This is a genomic window from Brevundimonas sp. UBA4553 (assembly GCF_002387245.1).
Lineage (GTDB): Bacteria > Pseudomonadota > Alphaproteobacteria > Caulobacterales > Caulobacteraceae > Brevundimonas.
This window is the reverse complement of sequence record NZ_DGLD01000019.1, coordinates 87,824-110,084: the sequence shown is the minus strand read 5'-3', so window position 1 is coordinate 110,084 and position 22,261 is coordinate 87,824. Positions and strand designations below refer to the sequence as shown.

Here is a 22,261-nt window from a genome sequence, read left to right as displayed (position 1 = left end):
TGCTGGAAATGAATACCGTCAGGGCTTGGCCCGATGTCAGGACGGTATGAGCCCGAGTCCGCCAGATCAATGCAGCGGCGTACCGTCGGGCAGTCCGACAAAACGAAAAAAGACCCTCCGAATGGCTCCGAAGGGTCTCGACAGAATTCACAATGTTGTCAGCCCTTTAGAGGCGGCTTCGGAAGCGATACCGAATGCTACCGAAGGGTCGGGACTATTCCCACTCGATGGTGCCGGGGGGTTTGGAGGTCACATCGTAAACGACGCGGTTGACGCCGCGGACCTCGTTGATGATGCGCGTGGCGGTCTTGGCCAGGATGTCCCAGGGGAACTGGTAGAAGTCGGCGGTCATGCCGTCGGTCGAGGTGACCGCGCGCAGGGCCAGGACCTTTTCATAGGTCCGGGCGTCGCCCATGACGCCGACCGTCTTGACCGGAAGCAGGACGGCGAAGGCCTGCCAGATATCGTCGTAGAGACCAGCCTTGCGGATTTCTTCCAGATAGATGGCGTCGGCGTCCTGCAGCGTCGCGACCGCTTCCGGCGTGATCTCGCCAGGGATGCGGATGGCCAGGCCCGGCCCCGGGAAGGGGTGGCGTCCGACGAAGGCGTCGGTCAGGCCCAGTTCACGGCCCAGGGCGCGGACCTCGTCCTTGAACAGTTCGCGCAGCGGCTCGACCAGCTTCAGCTTCATGAAGTCCGGCAGGCCGCCGACATTGTGGTGGCTCTTGATCACCGCCGACGGGCCGCCCGAGGCCGAAACGCTCTCGATCACGTCGGGATAGAGGGTCCCTTGGGCCAGGAATTCTGCGCCTTCGATCTTGCCAGCCTCGCGGTCGAAGATCTCGATGAAGACGCGGCCGATGGTCTTGCGCTTGGTCTCCGGGTCCGAAATCCCGGCCAGCTCGCCGAGAAATTCCTTAGATGCATCAACGTGCACCAGCGGGATGTTGTAGTGCTCGCGGAACAGGGTGGTGACCTGGGTCGCCTCGTCCTTGCGAAGCAGTCCGGTGTCGACGAAGACGCAGGTCAGTTGATCGCCGATGGCTTCGTGGATCAGGACGGCGGCGACGGACGAGTCCACCCCGCCCGACAGACCGCAGACCACCTTGGCCGAACCAACCTGCTCGCGGATCTTGGCGATCTGTTCGTCGCGATAGGCGGCCATGGTCCAGTCGCCGGTCAGGCCGGCGATGCCGTGAGTAAAGTTCTTCAGGATCACGGCGCCGCGCGGGGTGTGCATCACCTCCGGGTGGAACTGCACGCCATAGATCTTGCGCTCCTCATTGGCGATGGCGGCGTAGGGCGCGCCTTCCGAGGTGGCGATGACGTGGAAGCCTTCGGGGATGGCGGTGACGCGGTCGCCGTGGCTCATCCAGACAGTCTCGCGGTGATCGACGGCGCCGATGCCGGCGAACAGCGGGCTCTCGCGGGTGATCACGATCTCGGCGCGGCCGAACTCGCGATGGTGGCCGCTCTCGACCTTGCCGCCCAGCTCGGCGCAGATGGTCTGCTCGCCATAGCAGATGCCCAGCACCGGCACCCCGGCCTCGAACAGGGCGTGGTCGGCCTTGGGGCTGTCGGCGTCGGTGGTCGAGTTGGGGCCGCCCGACAGGATGATGGCCTTGGGCGCCACCGTCTTCAGCGCCTCACCCGCCTTGTTGAACGGATGGATCTCGCAATAGACACCGGCTTCGCGCAGGCGGCGCGCGATCAACTGGGTCACTTGACTGCCGAAATCGACGATCAGCACGGCGTCATGCGTGTGGGGCGCGGTCATGAGGGCTCAGAATCCGAAGCGGGCGTTGATGGGGCGGGTTCTTGACGGGTGAAGACGTCGGGATCAAGTCGCGACGCGGGAACATCAGCCAGTGCGGCCAGACCCTGGGTCGTCAGCACCTCGGCCAGACGGTCCCAGACCTCGGCCAGGTTGGCGTCGACCAGATGCAGGTAATCGGTCCAGTCAGTCAATTGCGACAGCTCGCTCTTGCCGTCGCTGACGCCGCGCAGGGCGATCAGCGGCACGCCGAACGTCTGGGCGACGCGCAACAGGGCGAAGGTCTCCATGTCCACCATCTCGGCGTCGATGACGTCATAGGCTGCGCCTGACACGACATTGGCGCCGGTCGACAAGGTTGCCGTCGGCACGCCGGGGATGGGGCATGGCAGCGGTAGGACGCCGGGAAGGTCGAGCAGAGGCGTCTTGCCCTTCTCAAAGCCAAGCGGACTGGCGTCCATGTCGCGATAACTGACGGACGAGGCCTGATAGACCGCCGCGTGCTCCAGGTCGCGCGACCCGCACGAGCCCAGCGACACGATCAGGTCCGGCAGGGCGTCGTCCGCTTCCAGCCGCGTCAGGGCCGCCGTCAGGGCGATGGCCGCCTCGACCGGGCCGATCCCGGTCATCAGCGGCGTGATCCGCGCCTGAAGGGCGTCGCCGTACTCAGCCGGCGCCGCCATGACGGGTAGAACCGTCAGGCCGTAGATTTCTTTGGAACGGCCGTCGCTCACGCCGTCCGCTCGTAGACGGCGGCGAAGAAGCCGTCGGTGCCGGTCGAGGCAGGCGACAGACGCAGGCGATGACCGCCTTCAGCCAGGACGCCCAGACGCTCGCGGGCCGCATCAGTCAGGTTGGCGCCGGTCAGCGCCTCGGCCACAGGAACAGGGGCGAACTCGGGGTGGTTTTCCTCAAAAGCGTCGGCGGTCGCTTCATTCTCGCCGCGCAGCATGGAGCAGGTGACGAAGACCAGACGTCCGCCCGGCTTCACCAGTTCGGCGGCCCGGCCCAGGATCTGGACCTGCAACGCGTGCAGGCGCTCGACCTCGGCGGGCTTCAGACGCCAGGCGTCCTCCGGTCGGCGACGCCAGGTGCCCGAACCGCTGCACGGCGCATCGACCAGAACCACATCGGCCTGGCGGACCAGATCCTCGACACCTCCGCCGTTCTGGCCCAGCAGGCGCAGATCGGCGGCGACGCCGGCGCGGGCCAGGCGCGGACGGATGTTGTCCAGGCGCTTCTGCACCACGTCATAGGCGAACAGGCGGATGCCCATCTCGACGACCGGTCTGGCCTTGGGCTTGGGCGCAGCGCCCTGCCCGTCTCCGCCGACCGGCGACCAGGTGGCCACCGGCGCGGCCTCGACCTCAGCTGTTGCAGCCCGGGGCGCGACCGGCTGACCCAACATGGCCAGACCCAGGGTCTTGCCGCCGCCGCCAGCGCAATAGTCGACGACGGTCATGCCGGGCGCGACGCCGGTTAGCCAGCAGGCGACCTGACTGCCTTCGTCCTGAATTTCGATATGGCCCTGCTTGAAGGCCTCCAGCGCCTGAACGTTCGGCGGCGGTTCGGCCGACAGGCGCAGTCCCGCCGCCGACCACGGCGTGCGCTCGGGCGACAGGCCCCCCTCGACCAGTTCAGCCTCTACCCCCGCGACCGTGGTCTTGGCCAGGTTGACGCGCAGGTCGATCGGCGCGCGCGGCGCCATCAGCTCGTGAGCTTCCTCGCTCCAACGGTCGCCGAAGGTGATCTTGAAGTCCTCGACCACGAACTCGGGCAGGCCCGCGGCGACCCAGCCGGGTAGTTCGCCGGGAGCCGAGGTGATGCGGCCGCGCTCCTGCTTGGACAACGGACGCGGGCCATAGCCCTCTCCCGAGTGTAGCAGGTCGATGTCGTCCAGCGGCAGACCGTCGATCAGCGACAGCGAGCCGATGACCAGGGCGCGGCCATCCTCACGCCCGCCCATGGCCCAGACCAGACGCCCACGCGCACGGATCACCTTGTAGACGCGGTCGGCGATGGCGCGACGATCCTTGGACCCCGCATAGCGGTTGGCCGCGCTCCAGGCCTTCAGCACCACCTCGGCCGGCTGGCGGCTGTGGGCGATGCTGTCGAGGACGGAGGCGGCGGCGGCGAGGCGGGCTGCAGGGGTCAATCGGGTCTCGGATCAGATGAACGGGGCCGCCAGGATCATGATCAGTCCCGCAAGCGAGACCAGCCAGACCAGCGACCGGATGTAGGGCACGCCAAGGGCGTAGAGCGGAATATAGGCGACACGCGCCCAGAAATAGAAAGCGGCGCCCCATAGGGTCAGGGCGCTTTCCGCCCCCGTCACGTGGGCGATCAGGACGGCCCCGATGAAGAGCGGAAGGGTCTCGTACAGGTTCGACTGGGCTCTTTCGAGGCGACCGGTCAGCGGGTTCGTCGATACCGGCGTCTGATCCCGAGGGCCGGCGTTCCATCTGGAGCCGAACTCGAGGGTTCGCGCGCCAGCGGGCAGAAAGATCTGCACCAGGGCCAGCACCAGCACCGCCGCCAGATAGGTCAGTTCAGTCGTCACGCCTTACCCCTCCGCATCCGCTCAAAACGATGAAACCGCTCCCGGTCCGAAGATCGGGAGCGGATCAGGATCAGGATCAGCCCTGACGATAGTTCGGCGCTTCGCGCGTGATCATCACGTCGTGGACATGGCTTTCGCGCAGGCCCGCATTGGTGATGCGCACGAAACGGGCGCGCTCTTGGAAGTCAGGAATGGTGGCGCCGCCGACGTAGCCCATGGAGGCGCGCAGGCCGCCGACCATCTGGTGGATGACCGGGGCGATCGGACCCTTGTAGGCGGTCTGGCCCTCGATGCCTTCCGGCACCAGCTTCTCGGACGAGACTTCCTTCTGGAAGTAGCGATCCGCCGAGCCCGCACCCATGGCGCCGACCGAGCCCATGCCGCGATACGACTTGTAGCTGCGGCCCTGGTACAGGAAGACCTCGCCGGGCGATTCATCCGTGCCGGCGAACATCGAACCCATCATGGCGACGCTGGCGCCGGCCGCGATGGCCTTGGCCATATCACCCGAGTACTTGATGCCCCCGTCGGCGATGACCGTGGCGCCCGTGCCCTTGGCGGCGCGAGCGGAATCCATGATGGCCGTCAGTTGCGGCACGCCCACGCCGGCGACGATCCGGGTGGTGCAGATGCTGCCCGGGCCGATGCCCACCTTCACGGCGTCAGCGCCTGCATCGATCAGGGCGCGGGTGGCGTCATAAGTGGCGACATTGCCCGCGATGATCTGCAGGCGATTGTTCTCGCGCTTGATGCGCTCGACCACCTGGGCCACCGAGGCCGAATGGCCGTGGGCGGTGTCGATCACCACCACGTCGACGCCGGCTTCGGCCAGTGCCATGGCGCGCTCGTAACCCGCGTCGCCGACCGTCGAGGCGGCGCCGACCAGAAGGCGGCCCTGCTCGTCCTTGGCGGCCATGGGGAAGGCCTGGGCCTTCTCGATATCCTTCATCGTGATCAGGCCGACCGCGCGATAATCCTCGTCAACGACGATGACGCGTTCGATCTTGCGGGTGCGCAGCAGGTTCCACGCTTCCTCACGCCCCGCGCCTTCGCGGACGGTGATCAGGTCGCCCGTGGTCATCAGGGCCGAAGCCTTGATCGACGGATCGCTCTCGAAGCGCATGTCGCGGTGGGTCAGCATCCCGACCAGTCTGCCCGTGGCCGGATCGACTACCGGGAAGCCGGTGATCTTCTTGGCGGCGACGATCTGGCGGACCTCGCCCAAGGTCGTGTCCGGCGAAACCGTCACCGGGTTGATGACCATGCCGCTTTCATAGCGTTTGACGGCGCGGACCTGTTCGGCCTGCTCCTCGATGGTCATGTTGCGGTGAAGCACGCCCAGACCGCCGGCCTGGGCCATGGCGATGGCCAGACGGCTTTCCGTCACCGTGTCCATGGCGGACGACAGCAGCGGGATGTTCAGTCTGATGCTGCGCGTCAGCTGGGTCGAGACATTCGCCATTGCAGGCATGATCTCGGACGGGCCGGGTTCGAGCAAAACATCGTCGAAGGTAAGGCCTTCGCGTATCTCCATGGGGAGTCTCCGTTTTGCGGGCCGCGTATAACGCCCGATGGCGGGGAACCGCAACCCCAAGCAGGAGCTATCAGGGGAATAAGAGGAATTGCCTTGAACCTGAGCCGCAGCCGCCACATGTTTCGATAATGGTTCGCATCTTGATCAGCACAGCCCGTCGCCTCGCGCTAAAGATCGCGAGCTATGGCCTCATGCACCTGATCGTGGCCATCCTCGTCGCCTTCGCCCTGACGCGCGACTGGCGGGTCGCCCTCGCCGTGGGCTTGGTCGAGCCGATCTTCCAGACCTTCGCCTATTCGATCCACGACCGGGTGTGGCACCGCATCGAGCAGCGCCGGATGCTGTCCGGGGTCGAGGAAACCGCCGAGGCCGTCACCGCGCGCCTGGAATTGATGAACGCCCGCGAGCAGAACCGGGCGCACAATCACCACGGCCATCACGGTCACATCCACGCCCTGCCCCGCAACCTGAAGCAGGTCGCCGCCAAGACCGTCACCTACGGCCTGATGCACTTCACCGTGGCGGTTCTGGTCGCGTTCGCCCTGACGCGCGACTGGCGTCTGGCCCTGGCCATCGGCATGGTCGAGCCGCTGGTGCAGACCGTCTTCTTCACCCTGCATGACCGCATCTGGACGCGGATTGAGGCCAGGAAGGCGCGTCGGGCGGCGGAAGCCGCGACGGCCTGATCTCTCGACACGCCCGGCCGTAGTTCAGGGATAGAAATAGCCCGTATTGCTGCAACCTGGGCGATGGTCGGTTGCTCGCCGCGCGCCGTCGACGCACATCGAGTCTAGCAGGCCCAGGCCAGCGGCCGCCCCGCCGTCCGCCAGCCACACGACTCGCCCGTCGCGCACACCGACCAGGGCAGCGGCGTTCATGCGCGCCAGATTGTTGCTAGCTTCCGCCCCCATGTCGATCGACAGCACCTCATAGGCCGGGTCTTCGGCATCGACATAGCTACGCACGCCGGGGTTCTCGGCCGCGAAACGGGCGCTACCGCCTGGGACGACCTCCCCCAACCTCATTCGCGCGAACAGGGCCGAACCCCGGACCTGAGCCTCGCGTCGCTGCTCGTTCAGGGCCGGCAGACGCCAGGCGAAAGGCAGCAGGGCCAGACCTTGCAGCACGCCCGTCGTATCCGCCCTCAGTTCTGTGCTCGGTTTCGCCAGGATGATCGGCGCCCTCTGGCAGGCCCGCTTCACCACGGCCTCGGCAGGCGTCGCAAGATCAGGGCGCCTTTCCAGAAAACCGTCCAGGTCCGACAGCGGCAGACGGCCGGGCGCGACGGACAGCCAGGGATCACGACCCTCCAGCGTCAGTCGCCTTGTGTAGCGTTCGGCGCTTTCGCCCTGGGCTCGCGGCGGCTGCGCACGCATCGGCGGATTGAGCACTTCGACCACCCTGCCGTCGCGCGCGACCACATAGACGGCGGCCGTGCGCGGATAGGCCCCGGCCCAGGCGTTCGGTCTATACAATTGAACCGGATAGTCGGCCCGTTCGGGCGGAACCAGCCGCACGTCGCAAACCTGGCCACGAGGTGCAGGCGGCGTCAGAGCCTGAACGGGATAGACATCGACCCACCCCTGCGGTCCGATCATGCTGATAGCCGGCGCCGGATCGCGCGTCGCCCCCAGTCGTCGGACGGCATCGGACACGCTCAAACCGCGCAGTTCCGAAACCGGAACAGGCGACGCCTGCTCCTTCGCGGTCATGCCCAAGATCAAGGCGGCGATCACTGTTGTGATCATGTCCGTCTCCGTCCGTCGCGGCAGGCGACACCCGCCAGATGAACACGAGGGGACGGAAAGACCAATCCTACTTCTTGTTCAGCGCCACCAGAAACACCTCGGCGCTGCCCTTGCGGCTCGATTCCGGCTTCACGTACTTCACCGTCTCGAACTCCTCGCGCAGCCGCGCCAGAACCCCGCCGGCGTCGCCGCCCTGGAAGTTCTTGGACACGAAGTTTCCGCCCGGCTTCAATGTGCGGATGGCGAAGTCGGCGGCGATCTCGATCAGGGCGATGATCTTCAGGTGGTCCGTCTTGCGGTGGCCGACCGTGTTATGCGCCATGTCTGACAGCACCAGGTCGGGTCGCCCGCCGATCGCGTCGATCAGCTGCTGGTCCACTCCCGGATGGGTGAAGTCGGCCTGGATCAGGGTCGCGCCGGGCACGGGCTCGATCATCAGCAGGTCCACGCCCGCCACCGCCGCTGCGCCGCGATCCAGCGCCACCTGGATCCAGCCGCCGGGCGCCGCGCCCAGGTCGATGACCCGCGAGCCCTTCTTGATCAGATGAAAGCGGTCGTCGATCTCCAGCAGCTTGAAGGCCGCCCGGCTGCGCCAGCCCTCGGCCCGCGCGCGCTCGGACCACTTGTCCGACAGCTGCCGCTTGATCCACTGCTGGCTCGACATGGACTTGGTGTCGGCCGTCCTCATCTTCTGGCCCAGGCCGCGCCCGGCGGCGGTGCCGCCTGTAGGCGGGCGAACCATCCGGCGGCGTTCCGGCGGCTTGTCGGAGGGCTTGTCGGAGGGCTTTTCGTCGTCACTCATGCTTCCCACATAGCCGTGACAGCGTTCAGCCGCTATGACCCGCGCACAATTCTAGCTCACACCCCCGCAAGGAGAGCCTCATGGCCGACCAAACCCTGACCTTCACCCTCGACACCGGCGACGGCGAAGAGCGCAACGTCGTGATCAAGCTGCGCCCCGACCTGGCCCCGGGCCACGTCGAGCGCATCTCCGAACTGGCCTCGGAAGGCTTCTATGACGGCGTGGTCTTCCACCGCGTCATCCCGGGCTTCATGGCCCAGGGCGGCGACCCGACCGGCACCGGCACCTCGGGCTCGAAGAAGCCCAACCTGAAGGCCGAGTTCAGCGCAGAGCCGCACGTCCGCGGCGTCTGCTCGATGGCCCGCACCTCGGATCCGAACAGCGCCAACTCGCAGTTCTTCATCTGCTTCGACGACGCCCGCTTCCTCGACAAGCAATACACCGTCTGGGGTGAAGTGATCGAAGGCATGGACCACGTCGACGCCCTGCCCAAGGGCGAGCCGCCCCGCGCGCCGGGCAAGATCGTCAAGGCGACCGTCGCCTAAGGATCGGTATCAGCGGCGGGGGATCAGTCCCCCGCCCACCACCGCATCGACACGTTATTGAAGGTCCGGTTTCCGACCTTGAGCGTCCCCTTCAGGACGACGCCTCTGTCTCCCAGATTGCGCCGCGCCGTCGCCAGCGCGCCCTGGTCGAGCTTTCCATCGAACGACACGCCTCCCAGCCCCCCCGACAAGGCTTGAACCCGCACCCGATCCTCGGTGACGTCGTAGGCCGCCGGGATCAGCCGCAATCGACGCCGTTTTCCGCTTTCCAGCGGTGGCCCGACCATGTCCTCGAACTCGATCATGACCGGTGCAAAGCCCGACGGCCGCTCGCCGCCCTCCCAGGCGATGAAGTCCGGAACCTGGCCCATGAAGACGTGGTGCAGCCGCCAGTTGTCGATCCGCACCTCTTCGGTCGGAATGTAGTAGCCGGACACATCTTCCGGCAGGTCGTGGGCGAAGGCCGCAGCCTTCGCCGCCGGCGCTTCAGGCGAGGTCGCAGGCCGGTCGCAGGCCGCCAGCGCCATCATCCCGACCAGGGTCGCCGCCGCCAGGGCTCGCTTCATCATTGATCCAGCCACTGATCCAGCGCGCGGAACCCTTCGATCGCCAGTTCGGTCGAAGACTGGAAGGTGGCCGGCACGATCTTCTCGAAATCGTCGCTCGGGCGGTGATAATCGGGGTGATAGTTCACGCCGAAATAGAGGAAGGGCAGGCCTGCACGGTGGAAGGCGGCGTGATCCGACGCTTCAACCCAGTTGTCGGCGCCCTTGTCCTCGGGCGTGTCCTTGCCGAAAGCCAGCGAGACTGTCCCGCGCGGCGCGATCCGCTCCAGCAGCGGGCGGAAATAGGGATGCTGATAGGTGCCGGTGACCCACAGCTTGCCGTCGCTGTCGGCGCGCGCCGTCATGTCGAAGTTCAGGTTCATCGAGATCGACGACAGCGGCACCGGCGGCGCCTCGACGAAATGCTTGGCCCCCAGAAGCCCCCGCTCCTCGCCGTCGAGGGCGACGATCAGGACGCTGTGCTCCGGCGGATTGGCCTTCAGCCTCTTGGCCAGCTCCAGCATGGTCGCCACGCCCGAGGCGTTGTCGTCCGCGCCGTTGAAGACCTGGCCGTCGTTGACGCCGACGTGGTCGTAGTGGGCCGTGACCACGATGTACTTGTCCGACACGCGCGTGCCGGGAATGACGCCGATGATGTTGGTCCCGCTGAAGGTCTTCACCCCTTCGCGCGTTCGCCCCTGCATTTCCCACGGCTGCAGCCGCCCCATCGGCGACGGCTGGACGCCCAGCGCCTCCAGACGTCCGACGATATATTCGCGCGCCTTGGCGCCGCCTTCCGAGCCGGTGTCGCGGCCCTGCATGTCGTCCGCCGACAGGATGCGCAGGTCGTCCATCAACTGGGTGTAATCGGCGGACGAGGCCGCAGCAGGCGCGGTCGCTGTCTCGGTCGGCGTCGTGGTCTCGCAGGCGGCCAGCGTCAGGGCGGCGGCGATGGCTGTCAGGCTGGCGAGAACAGGACGCATGGAGGGCTCCGGGAAATCAGTCGGCGGGACGCTAGCGGGCGTCGTCGCCTTCGTCAGATTACGTTTCTGTCATGGACGCTGCGATCCCGCCGCCGCCAGTGCTAAACAGCGCGACTGATGTAGGCTGACCGCGCGATTCCCATGTCCGAAACTCCTGTCGAAACCCTGACCGAAGACCAGGCCCGCGAGGAGTTGGCGCAGTTGTCTGCCGAACTGGCGCGCCACGACGCCCTCTACTACGCCGACGCTGCGCCCGAGATTTCCGACGCCGACTACGACGACCTGAAGCGCCGCGCCCTCGCCATCGAGACCGCCTTCCCGGCCCTGACCAGCCCCGTCTCCCCTTCGCAACGGGTCGGCGCTCCCGTCTCCAGCCAGTTCGCCGAGGTCCGCCACGGCGTGCCCATGCTGTCGCTGGACAACGCCTTCGACGAGAGCGAGGTGCGCGACTTCGTGGCCCGCATCGCCCGCTTCCTGAAACTGCCGGGCGACGAACCCATCGCCTTCGTCGCCGAGCCCAAGATCGACGGCCTGTCCGCCAGCCTGCGCTATGAGAAGGGCGTTCTGGTCCAGGGCGCCACGCGCGGCGACGGCAAGACCGGCGAGGATGTGACCGCCAACCTGCGCACGCTGGCCAGCATCCCCCAGACCCTGAGCGGCTCCGGCTGGCCCGACGTCATCGAGATCCGGGGCGAGGTCTACGCCCGCAACGACGCCTTCGACGCCTTCAATGCCGCAGCCGAAGCCGAAGGCCGCCGCACCTACGCCAACCCGCGCAACTTCGCCGCCGGATCGCTGCGCCAGAAGGACCCGAAGATCACGGCCCTGCGCCCCCTGACCTTCTTCGCCTACGCCTGGGGCGAGACCTCGGCCCCGTTCGCGGAGACGCAACACGGCGCGCTGGAGGCCTTCCGCAGCTGGGGCTTTCAGGTCAACGAGCGCTCGACCCGCGTCGAGGGCGCCGTAGGCCTGATCGAGGTCTATCGCGGACTGGAAACCGACCGCGCCCGCCTCGGCTATGACATCGACGGCGTGGTCTACAAGGTCGACCGACTGGACTGGCAGCAGCGCCTCGGATTCATCGCCCGCAGTCCCCGTTGGGCCATCGCCCACAAGTTCCCGGCGCAGCAGGCTACGACCGTTCTGGAAGGCATCGACATCCAGGTCGGCCGTACCGGCTCCCTGACCCCCGTCGCCCGCCTGCACCCGGTCACCGTCGGCGGCGTCGTGGTCCGCAACGCCACCCTGCACAACGAGGACGAGATCGCCCGCAAGGACGTGCGCATCGGCGACACCGTCATCCTGCAACGCGCCGGCGACGTCATTCCCCAGATCGTCGGCGTGGTCGAAAACCTGCGCCTCGAAGGCGCCGAACCCTTCGCCTTCCCCCACGTCTGCCCCGTCTGCGGATCGGAGGCCGTGCGCGAGGGCGACGAGGTCAAGCGCCGCTGCACCGGCGGCCTGATCTGCGACGCCCAGATCGTCGAGCGCTTGAAGCACTTTGTCAGCCGCCGCGCCTTCGACATTGAAGGGCTTGGAGAAAAACAGCTGATCGCCTTCCACGCGCGCGGCTGGATCAGGGAGCCGGCGGACATCTTCCGCCTGGCCCGCGACGAGCAGAAGCTGGCCCTGCTGAGGGCCGAGGACGGCTATGGCGAGACCAGCGTCCGCAACCTGATCGCCGGGATCGACGCTCGCCGCACCATCAGTCTCGACCGCCTGATCTTCGGCCTGGGCGTGCCGGACATCGGCGAACAGACCTCGCTGATCCTGTCGCGCGCCTTCGGCAGCTGGACCGCCTTCCGTGACGCCTGCATGGCTGCGTCCGAGGGTCTGGCCAGCGACGACTGGAAGCGGCTGGCCGCCACCCACGCCATCTCAACCCGCGTCCTGGGCCTGATGGCCGAGGCGACGCCCCCCGCCGAGGATCCATGGCCGGAGGCGCCGATGGATCAGAAGATCGCCCTCGCCTTCCCCGGCATGGCCGCCCCCGCACGTCGCTCGCTGGCCGAAATCTCGGACGGCTGGACCGACCTGACCCGCTGGGCCCGCGTCGCCCGCACCGAAGGCCCGTCCGAGATCCTCAACCAGATCGCGGGCGTCTCCGGCGTCGGCCCCGTCGCCGCCGAGGCCCTGGCCCATTTCTTCCACGAACCGCACAACCGCGAGGTCGTCGACGCCCTGTTGGCCGAACTGGCCCAGGTCGAGGACGTCGCGGCCCCCACCACCGACAGCCCCGTGGCGGGCAAGACCGTGGTCTTCACCGGGTCGCTGGAACGCTTCACCCGCGACGAGGCCAAGGCCCGCGCCGAAAGCCTGGGCGCCAAGGTCTCGGGTTCGGTGTCGAAGAAGACCGACTATGTCGTCGCCGGTCCCGGCGCCGGGTCCAAGCTGAAAGACGCCGAGAAACACGGGGTCGCCGTCCTGACCGAGGACGAATGGCTGGAGCTGACCGCCTGATGCACGCCGTCGCCATCGACTTCGAAACCGCCAACGAGCAGCGCTCCAGCCCCTGCTCGATCGGCCTGGCCTGGATCAACGATGGCGTCATCGAATCCGTCGAGCACCACTACATCCGCCCGCCCGGCATGCGCTTCGCCAGCTTCAACATCGCCTTCCACGGCATCGGCCCGGAACAGGTCGAGGACGCCGAGGAATTCCCCGCCGTCCTAGCCGCCATCGCCCCGCGCCTGCAGGGCCGCACCGTCCTGGCCCACAACGCCGCCTTCGACGTCAGCGTCATCCGCGGGACCTGCGACCACTACGGCCTCGCCTATCCCGAGTTCGACTATCTCTGCACGGTCAAACTGGCCCAGATCACCTGGCCCGAGTTCGCCTCGCACAAGTTGAACAATGTCTGCGCCGAACTGGGCATCCAGTTCAAACACCACGACGCCGCCGAAGACGCCTTCGCCTGCGCCTCGGTGGCGCTGAAGACGCTGCACCTGCATGACGCCGCCTGCGCCAGCACGCTCGCGGCCGCCGCCGGCATCAGCCTCGGTCGCCTGCACGTCGCCGGCTACAGCCCCTGCTCCTCGGCCGCTTCTCGTCCGCGCCGCCCACGCGCGGCCTGACGGCGGCGGAAAGCCGCGAAAATCCATCACCTTAGTCTGCCATCACGCTCATATATTGACCTAAGGTCATGTAATCATTGAGCGAACGTCATGAATTTGGGCCTTGTTTCAGACCGAAACCGGGATCACCCTTCGCTTAAGGGATCGGCTCAACGATCCATGTGAAGGAATACGCCTGATGAAGTTCTCCGTCCTGGCGGCTGCGGCTGTCGTCGCTGCGGCTCTAGCCTCACCTGCCTTCGCCGGCGACCCGACCGGCCTGTGGCAGACCCCGACCAACGGCGGCCAGGTCCGCATCACCCGTTGCGGTCAGGCTCTGTGCGGCACGCTGGTGACGTCCGACCACATCCGCGCCCAGCCCAACGCCCGCGACGAGCACAACAAGGACGCCAGCCAGCGCAACCGCACCCTGCGCGGCCTGCCCATGCTCAGCGGCTTCACCGGCGGCCCGACCGAATGGCGAGGCGGCTCGGTCTACAACCCGGCGGACGGCGGCACCTATCGCGGCACCATCACCATGACCAATGACAACAGCCTGCGCCTGCGCGGCTGCATCGTCGCCCCCCTGTGCAAGACCCAGACCTGGACCCGCATCCAGTAGTCGAGGCGCAGCGCTAGTCGAGACGCCTCCCCCGCAACCGCGAGGGAGGCGTTTTCGCATCAGCGGTTCAGCGCCGACCGTCCGGCGGCTGCATAGCGTTCACCGGACGCCGCGCCCTTGGGGAAGACCGCCTCGATCCGCGACAGATCTTCCAGCGTCAGCACAATCTCGGTCGCGGCGATGTTCTGCTCCAACGTCGCCACCCGGCGCGTGCCCGGAATGGGGATCAGGTCCTCGCCCTGCGCCAGCACCCAGGCCAGAGCCAGCTGCGCAGCCGTCACCCCCTTGTCGGCGGCGATGGCCGAAACCGCCGCGACCAGATCCAGGTTCTTCTGGAAGTTCTCTCCCATGAAACGCGGGTTGGAGCGGCGGAAATCATCGGCCGGCAGGTCGTCGATCGACCTGATCTCGCCTGACAGGAAGCCGCGCCCCAGCGGGCTGTAGGGCACGAAGCCGATGCCCAGTTCGCGCACGGTGGCGAGGATTTCGTCCTCCGGTTCGCGGCTCCAAAGCGAATATTCGGTCTCCAAGGCGGTGATGGGGTGGACCGCATGGGCCTTGCGGATCGTGGCGGGCGCCGCCTCGGACAGGCCGAGGAAGCGCACCTTCCCCTCGGTCACCAGTTCGGCCATCGCCCCGACCGTCTCCTCGATCGGCGTGTCGGGATCGACGCGGTGCAAATAGTAGAGGTCCACGTGATCGACGCCGAGACGGCTCAGGCTGCCCTCGATCGCGCGACGCACATTGGCGGGCGACCCATCGACCGCCAGTACGGTCCGGTCGGCGTTGTAGTTGATGCCGAACTTGGTGGCGATGAAGGCCTCGTCCCGTCGCCCCTTCAGCGCCTTGCCCAGCAGCCGCTCGTTGGTTTCGGGACCATAGATTTCCGCTGTGTCGAACAGGGTCACGCCCAGGTTCAGCGCACGGTGGATCACGTCGATCGACTGACCTTCATTGGCGCCGCCGTAAAAGGCGCTCATGCCCATGCAGCCCAGACCGATGGCCGAGACTTCGGGGCCGCCGCGGCCCAGCTTGCGCGTCTTCATCAGCGCCTTCCTTCCGATGTGAGGGGGTCGACGCTTCAGCGCCGACCTTCACCAGATGGCGCCGCCCCGCCTCAGGTCAAGGGCGCGGTCTGCGCCCTCAGCCAGGCCAGAGCCGCCTCGTCCTTCTGCACACCGTCGGCCAGCAGCGGCCCGACCTTGGCCAGAACCTCGGCGTGATAGGCGTCGACATAGGCCCGCTCGTCCGCCGTCAGCAGGGCGAGGTCGATCAGGCGGCGGTCCAGCGGCGCCAGGGTCAGTTGTTCGAAGCCGTGCATCGGCCGCTCGCCGCCCGGAACCTGGGCCGGGGCCGTCACGACCTGCAGGGTCTCGATACGGATGCCCCACTCGCCCTCGCGGTAGTAGCCCGGCTCGTTCGACAGGATCATGCCGGTCAGCAGCGGCTGGTCCGTGCCCCAGCCGGCGATGCGTTGCGGTCCTTCGTGGACGCCGAGATACGACCCCACGCCGTGGCCCGTGCCGTGGTCGAAGTCGAAGCCCGCGTTCCACAGGGGCTGGCGCGCAATGGCGTCCAGCTGGCGACCGGAGGTCCCGGCCGGGAAGCGGATCACCGCCATGGCGATGTGGCCCTTCAGGACCAGGGTGAACATCCGGCGCTGATCGGCCGTGCCCTCGCCTATGGCCATGGTGCGGGTCACGTCCGTGGTCCCGTCCAGATACTGACCGCCGCCGTCCACCAGCAACAGGCTGCCCGCCTCCATCGGCCGGATCTTGGCCCCGACCGGCTTGTAGTGCGGCAGGGCGCCGTTCGGCCCGACCCCGGCGATGGTGTCGAAGGACAGGTCCTTCAGCATCCCTGTCGCCTCGCGGAACCCTTCCAGCGCCTCGACCACCGCCCGCTCGTCCGGCAGTTCCCTCTGCGCGACCGTGTCCACCCAGTGCAGGAAGCGGGTCAGGGCCGCGCCGTCGCGGATGTGCGCCTGACGGCTGCCCTCGATCTCGACGTCATTCTTCTGGGCGCGCGGCAGGGCGCAGGGATCCATACCGCGCACAATGGCGGCGCCCGCAGCCTCCAGACGGTCGAAATACCAGGCCGAGGACACGGCAGGGTCGATCAGCACCTTCTGACCCGACAGGGCGTCCAGCGCGGCCGGCAGCGCCTCGGGCGCCTCCAGCATCACGGCGTCGCCCAGCCAGCCGGGCAGTTCGTTGGTGATCTTGGCGGGGTCGAGGAAGACCTTGGCGGTCCCGTCAGCCTTCACCACCGCCTGCCCCAGCGGCAGAGGCGTGCGGATCACGTCTCCGCCGCGAATGTTGAATAGCCAGGCCAGCGAGGACGGCGAGGTCAGTACGGCCACGTCGGCGCCCTTGGCGGCGATAGCCTGGCCGATACTTGCGCGCTTGGACGCAGCGGCCTCGCCGGAATAGCGGTCCTCGTGCGGCACGACGGGCGCTTGCGGCTGGGCGGGACGGGCGTCGCCCCAGGCCAGATCGATGGGGTTGGGCTCCACCGCCTTCAGCGTCGCTCCGGCCTTCTCGACCGCCGCGCGCAGGGTCGCCAGGGCGTCGGGGCTGTGCAGGCGCGGGTCATAACCGATCACCGAACCGGCGCTCAGGCCTTCCAGCCAGGCGGCCAGCCTGTTCAGCTCCACCCGCTCGAACAGGGCAGCGTCCGTCTGGGCCTTGGCCTGAACCGTGTAGCGGCCGTCGACGAAGACCGCCGCCCGGTCCATCAGCACCACGCCCGCCCCGGCCGAACCGGTGAAGCCGCTGACCCAGGCCAGACGCTCGCTGGCGTCGGGCAGGTATTCGTTCTGATGCTCGTCCTCGTGCGGGACCAGCAGACCGTCGAGGCCCTGCTTGACCATCTCGGCGCGAAGCAGAGGCAGGTGCTTGGCCCCGAAGGACGGATCGGTGGTTTCGTCGAATGTCTGGCGCATGAGGGGTCCTTACACCCTTCTCCCCTTGCGGGAGAAGGCGCCCCGAAGGGGCGGATGAGGGGTATCTCAATGCAAGAAGGGCTGCGATACTTTCAATGTCCCGCAACCCTCATCCGTCTCGCTTCGCGAGCCACCTTCTCCCGCAAGGGAGAAGGAAAATTACTTCTTGCGCAGCTGCAGCGCCGTCCAGGCATCGTGATGGATGGTCTGCTCGACCACGAAGCCCAGCGGCAGATAGGCTTCCAGCACCCGCTCCTCCTGCGTGCGCAACAGACCCGACAGGATAGCCACCCCGCCCGACCTCAGCGCCTGGCCGATTTCGGGCGCCAGAAACACCAGGGGCGCGGCCAGGATGTTGGCGAAGACCAGGTCGTAGGGCGCGTGCTGGGCGATGCGCGCGTCGCTCAGACCGTCCGCGAAATAAAACTCGCAGGTGGCGTCATTGATCTGGGCGTTCTCGTTGGCGATGCGGGCCGAGGGCTCGTCGATGTCGGTGCCGACCGCGATGGGCGAACCCGTCTTCGCCGCGGCGATGGCCAGCACGCCCGTGCCGCAGCCGACGTCCAGCACCTTCTCGAAGCTCTCGGTCGCCAGCAAATTGTCGAAGGCTTCCAGACAACCGACCGTCGTCCCATGGTGGCCGGTGCCGAAAGCGGCGCCCGCGTCGATCTTCAAGTTGATCCGGCCTTCGGGGATCTTGCCCTGATCGTGTGCGCCATAGACGAAGAAGCGTCCCGCCTCGACCGGCGGCAGGCCGGACAGGCTCATGGCCAGCCAGTCGGCGTCAGCCAGCTTCTCGACGATCACCTCCAGGCCCGGCGTCGCGCGCAGGGTCTCGGCGATGCCCTCGGCCTCCGCTTCCGTCGTGGGAAAGGCGTCGATGCGCCAAACGCCCTTGTCCTCGTCCTCTTCCAGGATCGAGTAGGTCGCGCCTTCCAGCAGGGGATTGGCGTCGATCGCGGCGGCGGCGGTCTCGGCGGCTTCGCGCTCGCCGCGTGCGATTACCTGAAGAGCGGACTCGGACATTTCTCAAACACCGTTATGATGACGAATCGCAACGAGTGCGGGCGTGCGGAATGCCCGTGTCCATTTAGGGGTCGGGGTATCCATGGCTAAAGCACCGTCTGAGTCGAAATCTGCTGCGCCGAAAGCGGCGCCTGCCGCTTCCAAGCCGAAACCGGCGGCAAAGTCGAGCGCTGCGGCGCCTAAGGCCGCTGCAAAACCGAAGGCCGCGCCGAAAGCCGCCGCGCCCAAGGCGGCGCCCGCCAAGCCCGCGGTGAAGGCCGCCGCTCCCAAGGCCACGGCCAAGCCCGCCGCCAAGGCTGCGCCGAAGGCCGTCGCCAAGCCGGCTGCAAAGGCCGCCGCGGTAAAGAGCACCGCCGCCTCGCCCAAGGCCGCCAAGCCAGAAACGGCTCCGGCCAAGACCGCCGCGAAATCGACGGCCGCCAAACCCGCCGCCCCCAAGAAGGCCGCCGCCCCTAAACCGGCGACGCCGAAGGCCGCCGCCAAGCCGGTCGAAGCGCCCAAGCCCGCCGTCGCCCCGGCTCCGGTCGCTGCGGCTCCCGCTCCGGCGCCCAAGCCGGTGGAGGCTCCCAAGCCCGCTGCACCGCAGCCCGCGCCCGTCGCTGCGGCGCCTCAGCCTGAAAAGAAGAAGGGCTTCTTCGCCCGCCTGTTCGGCCTCTAAGGCGCGCTCAGGACCTGAAACGACAAAGGCCGGAGGGGTTGCCCCCTCCGGCCTTTTCATTGCGTGGTTCCCAGAAGTCTCTGGAGAACCGGCCTCAGTCCTGCGGCAGGTCTTCCGCCAGGATCGCCATCTCGAACATGAACGATCCGGCTTCGTCTTCGTCCTCGAACACCACGCCGATGAACTCGTCATCGACATAGACTTCGGCGGAATCGGCGACCTTGCGGGCCTTCACCTTGATGCCGCCGTGGTTGAAGGTGCGCTTCAGGTGCGTCTCGACGCGCTTCAGATCAGATTCTTTCACGGGGGTAGCCTCGTTGGTGTCGTTGACGGCGGAACCTAAAGAACACGCCGCCGCATGGGAAGCCCGCGTATCGGGCGTCCACAGGCGAGGGCCTCAGATCACGTAGTCATAGGCGATGTCGGCCAGGGTGTGGTCCATGGTCCGGGCGGGCGTCGCATCGGTCGGGCAGGCCACGACCCGGGCCGGCACCCCGGCGACGGTGCAGCCCGCCGGCACCGGCTTCAGCACCACCGACCCCGAGGCCACCTTGGCGTAGTCGCCGATCACGATATTGCCCAGCACCTTGGCCCCGGCGCCCAGCAGAACCCCGCGCCCGATCTTGGGATGGCGGTCGCCGCGCTCGGCGCCGGTCCCGCCCAGGGTCACGGCGTGGAGCATGGACACCTCGTCGCCGACCACCGCCGTCTCGCCGATGACGATGCCGGTGCCGTGGTCGACGAAGACGCCCGAGCCGATCCGCGCCGCCGGATGGATGTCCAGCTGGAACAGCTCCGAAATTCGGCTCTGGAAGTGGAAGGCCAGGGTGTCGCGCCCCTGTCCCCACAGCCAATGGGCCACGCGCCAGGCCTGAAGCGCCTGGAACCCCTTGAAGTACATGAAGGGCTGCAGCAGCGACCGGATCGCCGGATCGCGGTCCTGCACCGCCTTCAGATCGGCTTCCGCCGCCGCCAGGATGCCGGGATCGGCTGCAAATGCCGACAGGGCCACCTCGCGCAGCGACATGGCCGCCAGCTCGGCGTCGCCCAGCTTGCGCGCGATCTGGAAGCTCAGCGCGCCCGCAAGATCGTCGTGCGCCAGAACCACGGCGTTCAGCTGCGAGGCCAGACGCGGCTCCTCGCGCGCGGCGTCCTCGGCTGCGGCGCGCAGTTGCGCCCACAGGTCGGGATGTTGCGGCACGATTTCCAGCTTGGCCATCGGCCCTCCGTTCTCAGTCGGCGATCCTACGCCCGCAGCAAGGCCTGCGCCAGCGCGGCGGGCAGTTCGCCTTCCCGGGCCATATGGTAGGCGCGATAGGCCGTCGCCACCGTCAGGCCGTCGCGCACCGCTCCGCGCTCGATCTCGGCCAGCAGGTCGCGGAACGGCACGCGCGCCACGACGATCACCTCGGTCGGGTCCGGATCGACCGGAACCGCGCTCAATCCCCAGGCCACCCAGGTCATGGCCCGCTCGTCGGTGATGGAATTCGACAGGTCCACGTCCAGCGCCGCACGCCAGTGCGCGGCGGCCAGCCCCGCCTCTTCCGCCAGTTCGCGACGCACGGCGTCGAAGGGATCTTCATCCATCGGCGCCCCGCCCTCCGGCATCTCCCAGGAATAGCGCATCAGGGCGAAGCGATGCTGCCCCACCAGCGTCACCGTCCCGTCGTCATGCAGCGGCAGGACCCCGGTGCCCACATTCTTCGGCCGCACCACCTGATAGTCGGCCTCCGCCCCGGTCGGCGCCGTGGCGGGGTGGCGCGTCACCTGCATCCACGGCGTGTCCACCAGCAGGCTGTCCCCGTGGCTCCGCCATTTCGGCGGCTCGGGCAGGTCCTCGGCCCAGCGGGGCTTGATGTCGGGAATATCGTGCATCCCTCCGCTATGGCGCCGGGCGCGACGAAATCCTAGCTAGACGGCATGACCGATCTCAACGCCGCCCTGCCCCTGCCCGTCCGTTCGGATGAGATGCTGACCCGTCTGGCGAACCGCCGCTCGGCCTCGGCCCAGCTTCTCGCCGCCCCCGGCCCGTCCGAGGCCGAGGTCGAGCAGATCCTGCATCTCGGCGCCCGCACTCCGGACCACGGCAAGCTCTTTCCCTGGCGCTTCGTGGTGCTGGGCCCACAGAGCCGCGCTGACCTGTCTGAGGCCCTCGCGGCCCTGGCCGAAACCCAGAGCCGCATCGACAAGGACCTGGCCGTCCTGGCCAAGCTGGCCAATCCGCCCCTGACCATCATGGTCGTCTCGACCCCGATCCAGGGCCACAAGGTCCCGGTCTGGGAGCAGCAACTGTCCGCCGGCGCCGTCTGCATGAACATCGAACACGCCGCCGACGCCCTAGGCTATTCAGCCAGCTGGATCACCGACTGGTACACCTACGACCCCGCCGCCGTCGCCCTGTTCGGCGTTCAGGACGGCGAGACCATCGCCGGCTTCATCCACCTCGGAACCCTGACCGAAGCCCCGCTGGAACGCCCCCGCCCCAACATGGCCCACAAGGTCGAGCGGCGAGCATAACCTCTTCCTTCTCCCCTTGCGGGAGAAGGACGCTCACCCCCTTGGCTCCTCCTCCGGCCGGTGCACCAGCGACACCAGCACCACGGAGATGATCATCAGCAGGAACCACGCCCCCAGCTTGTTCAGGCTGACCATCTCCCAGCCATCGCTCTGCCCCGGATAGACCCAGGCCCGCGCGAACGTCCCCAGGTTCTCGGCGAACCAGATGAACAGGGCCACCAGCCCATAGCCCAGCAGCAGCGGCATCCCCCGTCGCCGCCGGTCCGCGGTGAAGTAGAACCAGCCCCGCCCGAACAGCAGCACCGTCGCCGCGAACAGCGCGATCCGCACGTCCGGCAGCCAGTGATGGGCGAAGAAGTTGACATAGATGGCCGCCGCCAGAACCCAGGTCGTCCACAGCGGCGGATAGTTCCGCACCCGGATATGGAAGATGCGCTGCACCCGCGCGATATAGCTGCCCACCGCCGCATACATGAAGCCCGAGAACAGCGGCACCGCCCCGATCCGCAACAGCGAGTCCTCGGGATAGATCCACGACCCGTGATGCGTCTTGAACAGCTCCATGATCGTCCCGGCGATGTGGAACAGGAAGATGACCCGCGCCTCCTCCCAGCTCTCCAGCCTGAAGGCCAGCATCAGCCCCTGAATTACCAGCGCCCCGACCACCAGAAAGTCGTAGCGCGACAGCGGCGCCCCGCCTTCCGGCCAGACGACCGGCCACAGCAGATGCGTTCCCACCAGCAGCCCCAGCATGGCCCCGCCGAACAGACAGGCCCACCCCTGCTTCAGCCCGAACCACAGGAACTCATAGACATACCCCCGCCACCGCCCCCGATCCGCCCACGCCTCCGCGCGGGTCATCAGACGACGGCCCCAGGCTTCGAGCGGGAGACGGGAGGATGGGGTCATGGGCGGAGGCTAAGAGAAATGACGGTGCGAGATGAGGGTGA

General features: G+C 67.6%; 23 protein-coding genes. 7 read left to right on the top strand and 16 right to left on the bottom strand.

The genetic code is table 11. From position 1 onward, the window contains the following. Positions 1–214: 214 nt before the first annotated feature. From guaA to guaB, 5 genes are all read right to left on the bottom strand, one after another. Positions 215–1,777: a glutamine-hydrolyzing GMP synthase gene (gene guaA, locus B4A39_RS12965; RefSeq protein ID WP_292036961.1), complete on the bottom strand. Its 1,563-nt coding sequence runs from the start codon at positions 1,775–1,777 to the stop codon at positions 215–217. Beyond that, positions 1,774–2,508 carry a 5'-methylthioadenosine/S-adenosylhomocysteine nucleosidase gene (locus tag B4A39_RS12960; RefSeq protein WP_292036960.1) on the bottom strand — a complete coding sequence of 245 codons (735 nt, stop codon included), beginning with the start codon at positions 2,506–2,508 and terminating at the stop codon, positions 1,774–1,776. Before B4A39_RS12960 ends, guaA begins: the two co-directional genes overlap by 4 nt. Further along, positions 2,505–3,929 carry an RsmB/NOP family class I SAM-dependent RNA methyltransferase gene (locus tag B4A39_RS12955; protein WP_292036959.1) on the bottom strand — a complete coding sequence of 475 codons (1,425 nt, stop codon included), beginning with the start codon at positions 3,927–3,929 and terminating at the stop codon, positions 2,505–2,507. The genes B4A39_RS12960 and B4A39_RS12955 overlap by 4 nt, the downstream gene beginning before the upstream one ends. A gap of 12 nt (positions 3,930–3,941) precedes the next feature. After that, a complete protein-coding gene (locus B4A39_RS12950; protein WP_292036958.1) occupies positions 3,942–4,334 on the bottom strand; it encodes an MAPEG family protein in 393 nt (130 codons plus the stop codon). Positions 4,335–4,410: 76 nt separating this feature from the next. Further along, the gene (gene guaB, locus B4A39_RS12945; RefSeq protein WP_292036957.1) at positions 4,411–5,868 is read right to left on the bottom strand and encodes an IMP dehydrogenase; all 1,458 of its coding nucleotides are present in this window, start codon (positions 5,866–5,868) and stop codon (positions 4,411–4,413) included. A gap of 140 nt (positions 5,869–6,008) precedes the next feature. Between guaB and B4A39_RS12940 the strand changes: the two genes are divergently transcribed. Continuing rightward, on the top strand, positions 6,009–6,554 hold the full coding sequence (locus tag B4A39_RS12940; RefSeq protein ID WP_292036956.1) for a DUF2061 domain-containing protein: 546 nt from the start codon (positions 6,009–6,011) through the stop codon (positions 6,552–6,554). 24 nt (positions 6,555–6,578) lie between these two features. On the opposite strand, the gene B4A39_RS12935 is transcribed toward B4A39_RS12940, so the two are convergent. Together B4A39_RS12935 and B4A39_RS12930 are read right to left on the bottom strand one after the other, a co-directional pair. Continuing rightward, positions 6,579–7,616, bottom strand: coding sequence for a hypothetical protein (locus B4A39_RS12935; RefSeq protein ID WP_292036955.1), 1,038 nt, complete (start codon positions 7,614–7,616; stop codon positions 6,579–6,581). A gap of 67 nt (positions 7,617–7,683) precedes the next feature. Then, positions 7,684–8,418: an RlmE family RNA methyltransferase gene (locus tag B4A39_RS12930; protein WP_292036954.1), complete on the bottom strand. Its 735-nt coding sequence runs from the start codon at positions 8,416–8,418 to the stop codon at positions 7,684–7,686. A gap of 80 nt (positions 8,419–8,498) precedes the next feature. Between B4A39_RS12930 and B4A39_RS12925 the strand changes: the two genes are divergently transcribed. Continuing rightward, positions 8,499–8,963, top strand: a complete 465-nt coding sequence (locus tag B4A39_RS12925; protein ID WP_292036953.1) for a peptidylprolyl isomerase — start codon at positions 8,499–8,501, stop codon at positions 8,961–8,963. Positions 8,964–8,986: 23 nt separating this feature from the next. Here B4A39_RS12925 and B4A39_RS12920 read toward each other — a convergent pair whose 3' ends face one another. Both B4A39_RS12920 and B4A39_RS12915 read right to left on the bottom strand, forming a co-directional pair. Further along, positions 8,987–9,529: a hypothetical protein gene (locus tag B4A39_RS12920; RefSeq protein ID WP_292036951.1), complete on the bottom strand. Its 543-nt coding sequence runs from the start codon at positions 9,527–9,529 to the stop codon at positions 8,987–8,989. Next, positions 9,529–10,491, bottom strand: coding sequence for a M28 family peptidase (locus B4A39_RS12915; RefSeq protein WP_292036950.1), 963 nt, complete (start codon positions 10,489–10,491; stop codon positions 9,529–9,531). The genes B4A39_RS12920 and B4A39_RS12915 overlap by 1 nt, the downstream gene beginning before the upstream one ends. A gap of 141 nt (positions 10,492–10,632) precedes the next feature. Between B4A39_RS12915 and ligA the strand changes: the two genes are divergently transcribed. The 3 genes from ligA to B4A39_RS12900 all read left to right on the top strand — a co-directional run bounded on the left by ligA (position 10,633) and on the right by B4A39_RS12900 (position 14,166). Further along, positions 10,633–12,951, top strand: a complete 2,319-nt coding sequence (gene ligA / locus B4A39_RS12910; RefSeq protein WP_292036949.1) for an NAD-dependent DNA ligase LigA — start codon at positions 10,633–10,635, stop codon at positions 12,949–12,951. Continuing rightward, positions 12,930–13,565: a 3'-5' exonuclease gene (locus B4A39_RS12905; RefSeq protein WP_292036948.1), complete on the top strand. Its 636-nt coding sequence runs from the start codon at positions 12,930–12,932 to the stop codon at positions 13,563–13,565. The genes ligA and B4A39_RS12905 overlap by 22 nt, the downstream gene beginning before the upstream one ends. Before the next feature lie 178 nt (positions 13,566–13,743). Continuing rightward, positions 13,744–14,166 carry a DUF2147 domain-containing protein gene (locus B4A39_RS12900; RefSeq protein WP_292036947.1) on the top strand — a complete coding sequence of 141 codons (423 nt, stop codon included), beginning with the start codon at positions 13,744–13,746 and terminating at the stop codon, positions 14,164–14,166. A 59-nt stretch (positions 14,167–14,225) separates the two neighbouring features. Here B4A39_RS12900 and B4A39_RS12895 read toward each other — a convergent pair whose 3' ends face one another. From B4A39_RS12895 to B4A39_RS12885, 3 genes are all read right to left on the bottom strand, one after another. After that, positions 14,226–15,212 carry an aldo/keto reductase gene (locus B4A39_RS12895; RefSeq protein WP_292036946.1) on the bottom strand — a complete coding sequence of 329 codons (987 nt, stop codon included), beginning with the start codon at positions 15,210–15,212 and terminating at the stop codon, positions 14,226–14,228. A gap of 71 nt (positions 15,213–15,283) precedes the next feature. Next, the gene (locus tag B4A39_RS12890) at positions 15,284–17,110 is read right to left on the bottom strand and encodes an aminopeptidase P family protein (protein WP_292036945.1); all 1,827 of its coding nucleotides are present in this window, start codon (positions 17,108–17,110) and stop codon (positions 15,284–15,286) included. Positions 17,111–17,269: 159 nt separating this feature from the next. Next, positions 17,270–18,136, bottom strand: a complete 867-nt coding sequence (locus B4A39_RS12885) for a 50S ribosomal protein L11 methyltransferase (protein ID WP_292036944.1) — start codon at positions 18,134–18,136, stop codon at positions 17,270–17,272. Between the two features lie 82 nt (positions 18,137–18,218). Between B4A39_RS12885 and B4A39_RS12880 the strand changes: the two genes are divergently transcribed. After that, positions 18,219–18,794: a hypothetical protein gene (locus tag B4A39_RS12880; protein WP_292036943.1), complete on the top strand. Its 576-nt coding sequence runs from the start codon at positions 18,219–18,221 to the stop codon at positions 18,792–18,794. A 94-nt stretch (positions 18,795–18,888) separates the two neighbouring features. Here B4A39_RS12880 and B4A39_RS12875 read toward each other — a convergent pair whose 3' ends face one another. From B4A39_RS12875 to B4A39_RS12865, 3 genes are all read right to left on the bottom strand, one after another. Further along, positions 18,889–19,098, bottom strand: a complete 210-nt coding sequence (locus tag B4A39_RS12875) for a DUF3126 family protein (protein WP_105564438.1) — start codon at positions 19,096–19,098, stop codon at positions 18,889–18,891. A gap of 93 nt (positions 19,099–19,191) precedes the next feature. After that, positions 19,192–20,013: a serine O-acetyltransferase gene (cysE, locus tag B4A39_RS12870; RefSeq protein ID WP_292036942.1), complete on the bottom strand. Its 822-nt coding sequence runs from the start codon at positions 20,011–20,013 to the stop codon at positions 19,192–19,194. A 26-nt stretch (positions 20,014–20,039) separates the two neighbouring features. After that, on the bottom strand, positions 20,040–20,669 hold the full coding sequence (locus tag B4A39_RS12865; protein ID WP_292036941.1) for an NUDIX domain-containing protein: 630 nt from the start codon (positions 20,667–20,669) through the stop codon (positions 20,040–20,042). Positions 20,670–20,714: 45 nt separating this feature from the next. On the opposite strand from B4A39_RS12865, the gene B4A39_RS12860 reads away from it, so the two are divergent. Continuing rightward, positions 20,715–21,311 carry a nitroreductase family protein gene (locus tag B4A39_RS12860; protein ID WP_292036940.1) on the top strand — a complete coding sequence of 199 codons (597 nt, stop codon included), beginning with the start codon at positions 20,715–20,717 and terminating at the stop codon, positions 21,309–21,311. Between the two features lie 33 nt (positions 21,312–21,344). On the opposite strand, the gene B4A39_RS12855 is transcribed toward B4A39_RS12860, so the two are convergent. Beyond that, the gene (locus B4A39_RS12855) at positions 21,345–22,220 is read right to left on the bottom strand and encodes a DUF817 domain-containing protein (RefSeq protein ID WP_292036939.1); all 876 of its coding nucleotides are present in this window, start codon (positions 22,218–22,220) and stop codon (positions 21,345–21,347) included. Positions 22,221–22,261 lie beyond the last annotated feature (41 nt).

Excerpts from the sequence above, each read along its gene's own strand:
- guaA (WP_292036961.1), bottom strand. The coding sequence starts at position 1,777 with ATGACCGCGCCCCACACGCATGACGCCGTGCTGATCGTCGATTTCGGC.
- guaB (WP_292036957.1), bottom strand. The coding sequence starts at position 5,868 with ATGGAGATACGCGAAGGCCTTACCTTCGACGATGTTTTGCTCGAACCC.
- B4A39_RS12935 (WP_292036955.1), bottom strand. The coding sequence starts at position 7,616 with ATGATCACAACAGTGATCGCCGCCTTGATCTTGGGCATGACCGCGAAG.
- B4A39_RS12930 (WP_292036954.1), bottom strand. The coding sequence starts at position 8,418 with ATGAGTGACGACGAAAAGCCCTCCGACAAGCCCTCCGACAAGCCGCCG.
- B4A39_RS12925 (WP_292036953.1), top strand. The coding sequence starts at position 8,499 with ATGGCCGACCAAACCCTGACCTTCACCCTCGACACCGGCGACGGCGAA.
- B4A39_RS12920 (WP_292036951.1), bottom strand. The coding sequence starts at position 9,529 with ATGAAGCGAGCCCTGGCGGCGGCGACCCTGGTCGGGATGATGGCGCTG.
- B4A39_RS12915 (WP_292036950.1), bottom strand. The coding sequence starts at position 10,491 with ATGCGTCCTGTTCTCGCCAGCCTGACAGCCATCGCCGCCGCCCTGACG.
- ligA (WP_292036949.1), top strand. The coding sequence starts at position 10,633 with ATGTCCGAAACTCCTGTCGAAACCCTGACCGAAGACCAGGCCCGCGAG.
- B4A39_RS12905 (WP_292036948.1), top strand. The coding sequence starts at position 12,930 with ATGGCTGGAGCTGACCGCCTGATGCACGCCGTCGCCATCGACTTCGAA.
- B4A39_RS12900 (WP_292036947.1), top strand. The coding sequence starts at position 13,744 with ATGAAGTTCTCCGTCCTGGCGGCTGCGGCTGTCGTCGCTGCGGCTCTA.
- B4A39_RS12895 (WP_292036946.1), bottom strand. The coding sequence starts at position 15,212 with ATGAAGACGCGCAAGCTGGGCCGCGGCGGCCCCGAAGTCTCGGCCATC.
- B4A39_RS12890 (WP_292036945.1), bottom strand. The coding sequence starts at position 17,110 with ATGCGCCAGACATTCGACGAAACCACCGATCCGTCCTTCGGGGCCAAG.
- B4A39_RS12885 (WP_292036944.1), bottom strand. The coding sequence starts at position 18,136 with ATGTCCGAGTCCGCTCTTCAGGTAATCGCACGCGGCGAGCGCGAAGCC.
- B4A39_RS12880 (WP_292036943.1), top strand. The coding sequence starts at position 18,219 with ATGGCTAAAGCACCGTCTGAGTCGAAATCTGCTGCGCCGAAAGCGGCG.
- cysE (WP_292036942.1), bottom strand. The coding sequence starts at position 20,013 with ATGGCCAAGCTGGAAATCGTGCCGCAACATCCCGACCTGTGGGCGCAA.
- B4A39_RS12865 (WP_292036941.1), bottom strand. The coding sequence starts at position 20,669 with ATGCACGATATTCCCGACATCAAGCCCCGCTGGGCCGAGGACCTGCCC.
- B4A39_RS12860 (WP_292036940.1), top strand. The coding sequence starts at position 20,715 with ATGACCGATCTCAACGCCGCCCTGCCCCTGCCCGTCCGTTCGGATGAG.
- B4A39_RS12855 (WP_292036939.1), bottom strand. The coding sequence starts at position 22,220 with ATGACCCCATCCTCCCGTCTCCCGCTCGAAGCCTGGGGCCGTCGTCTG.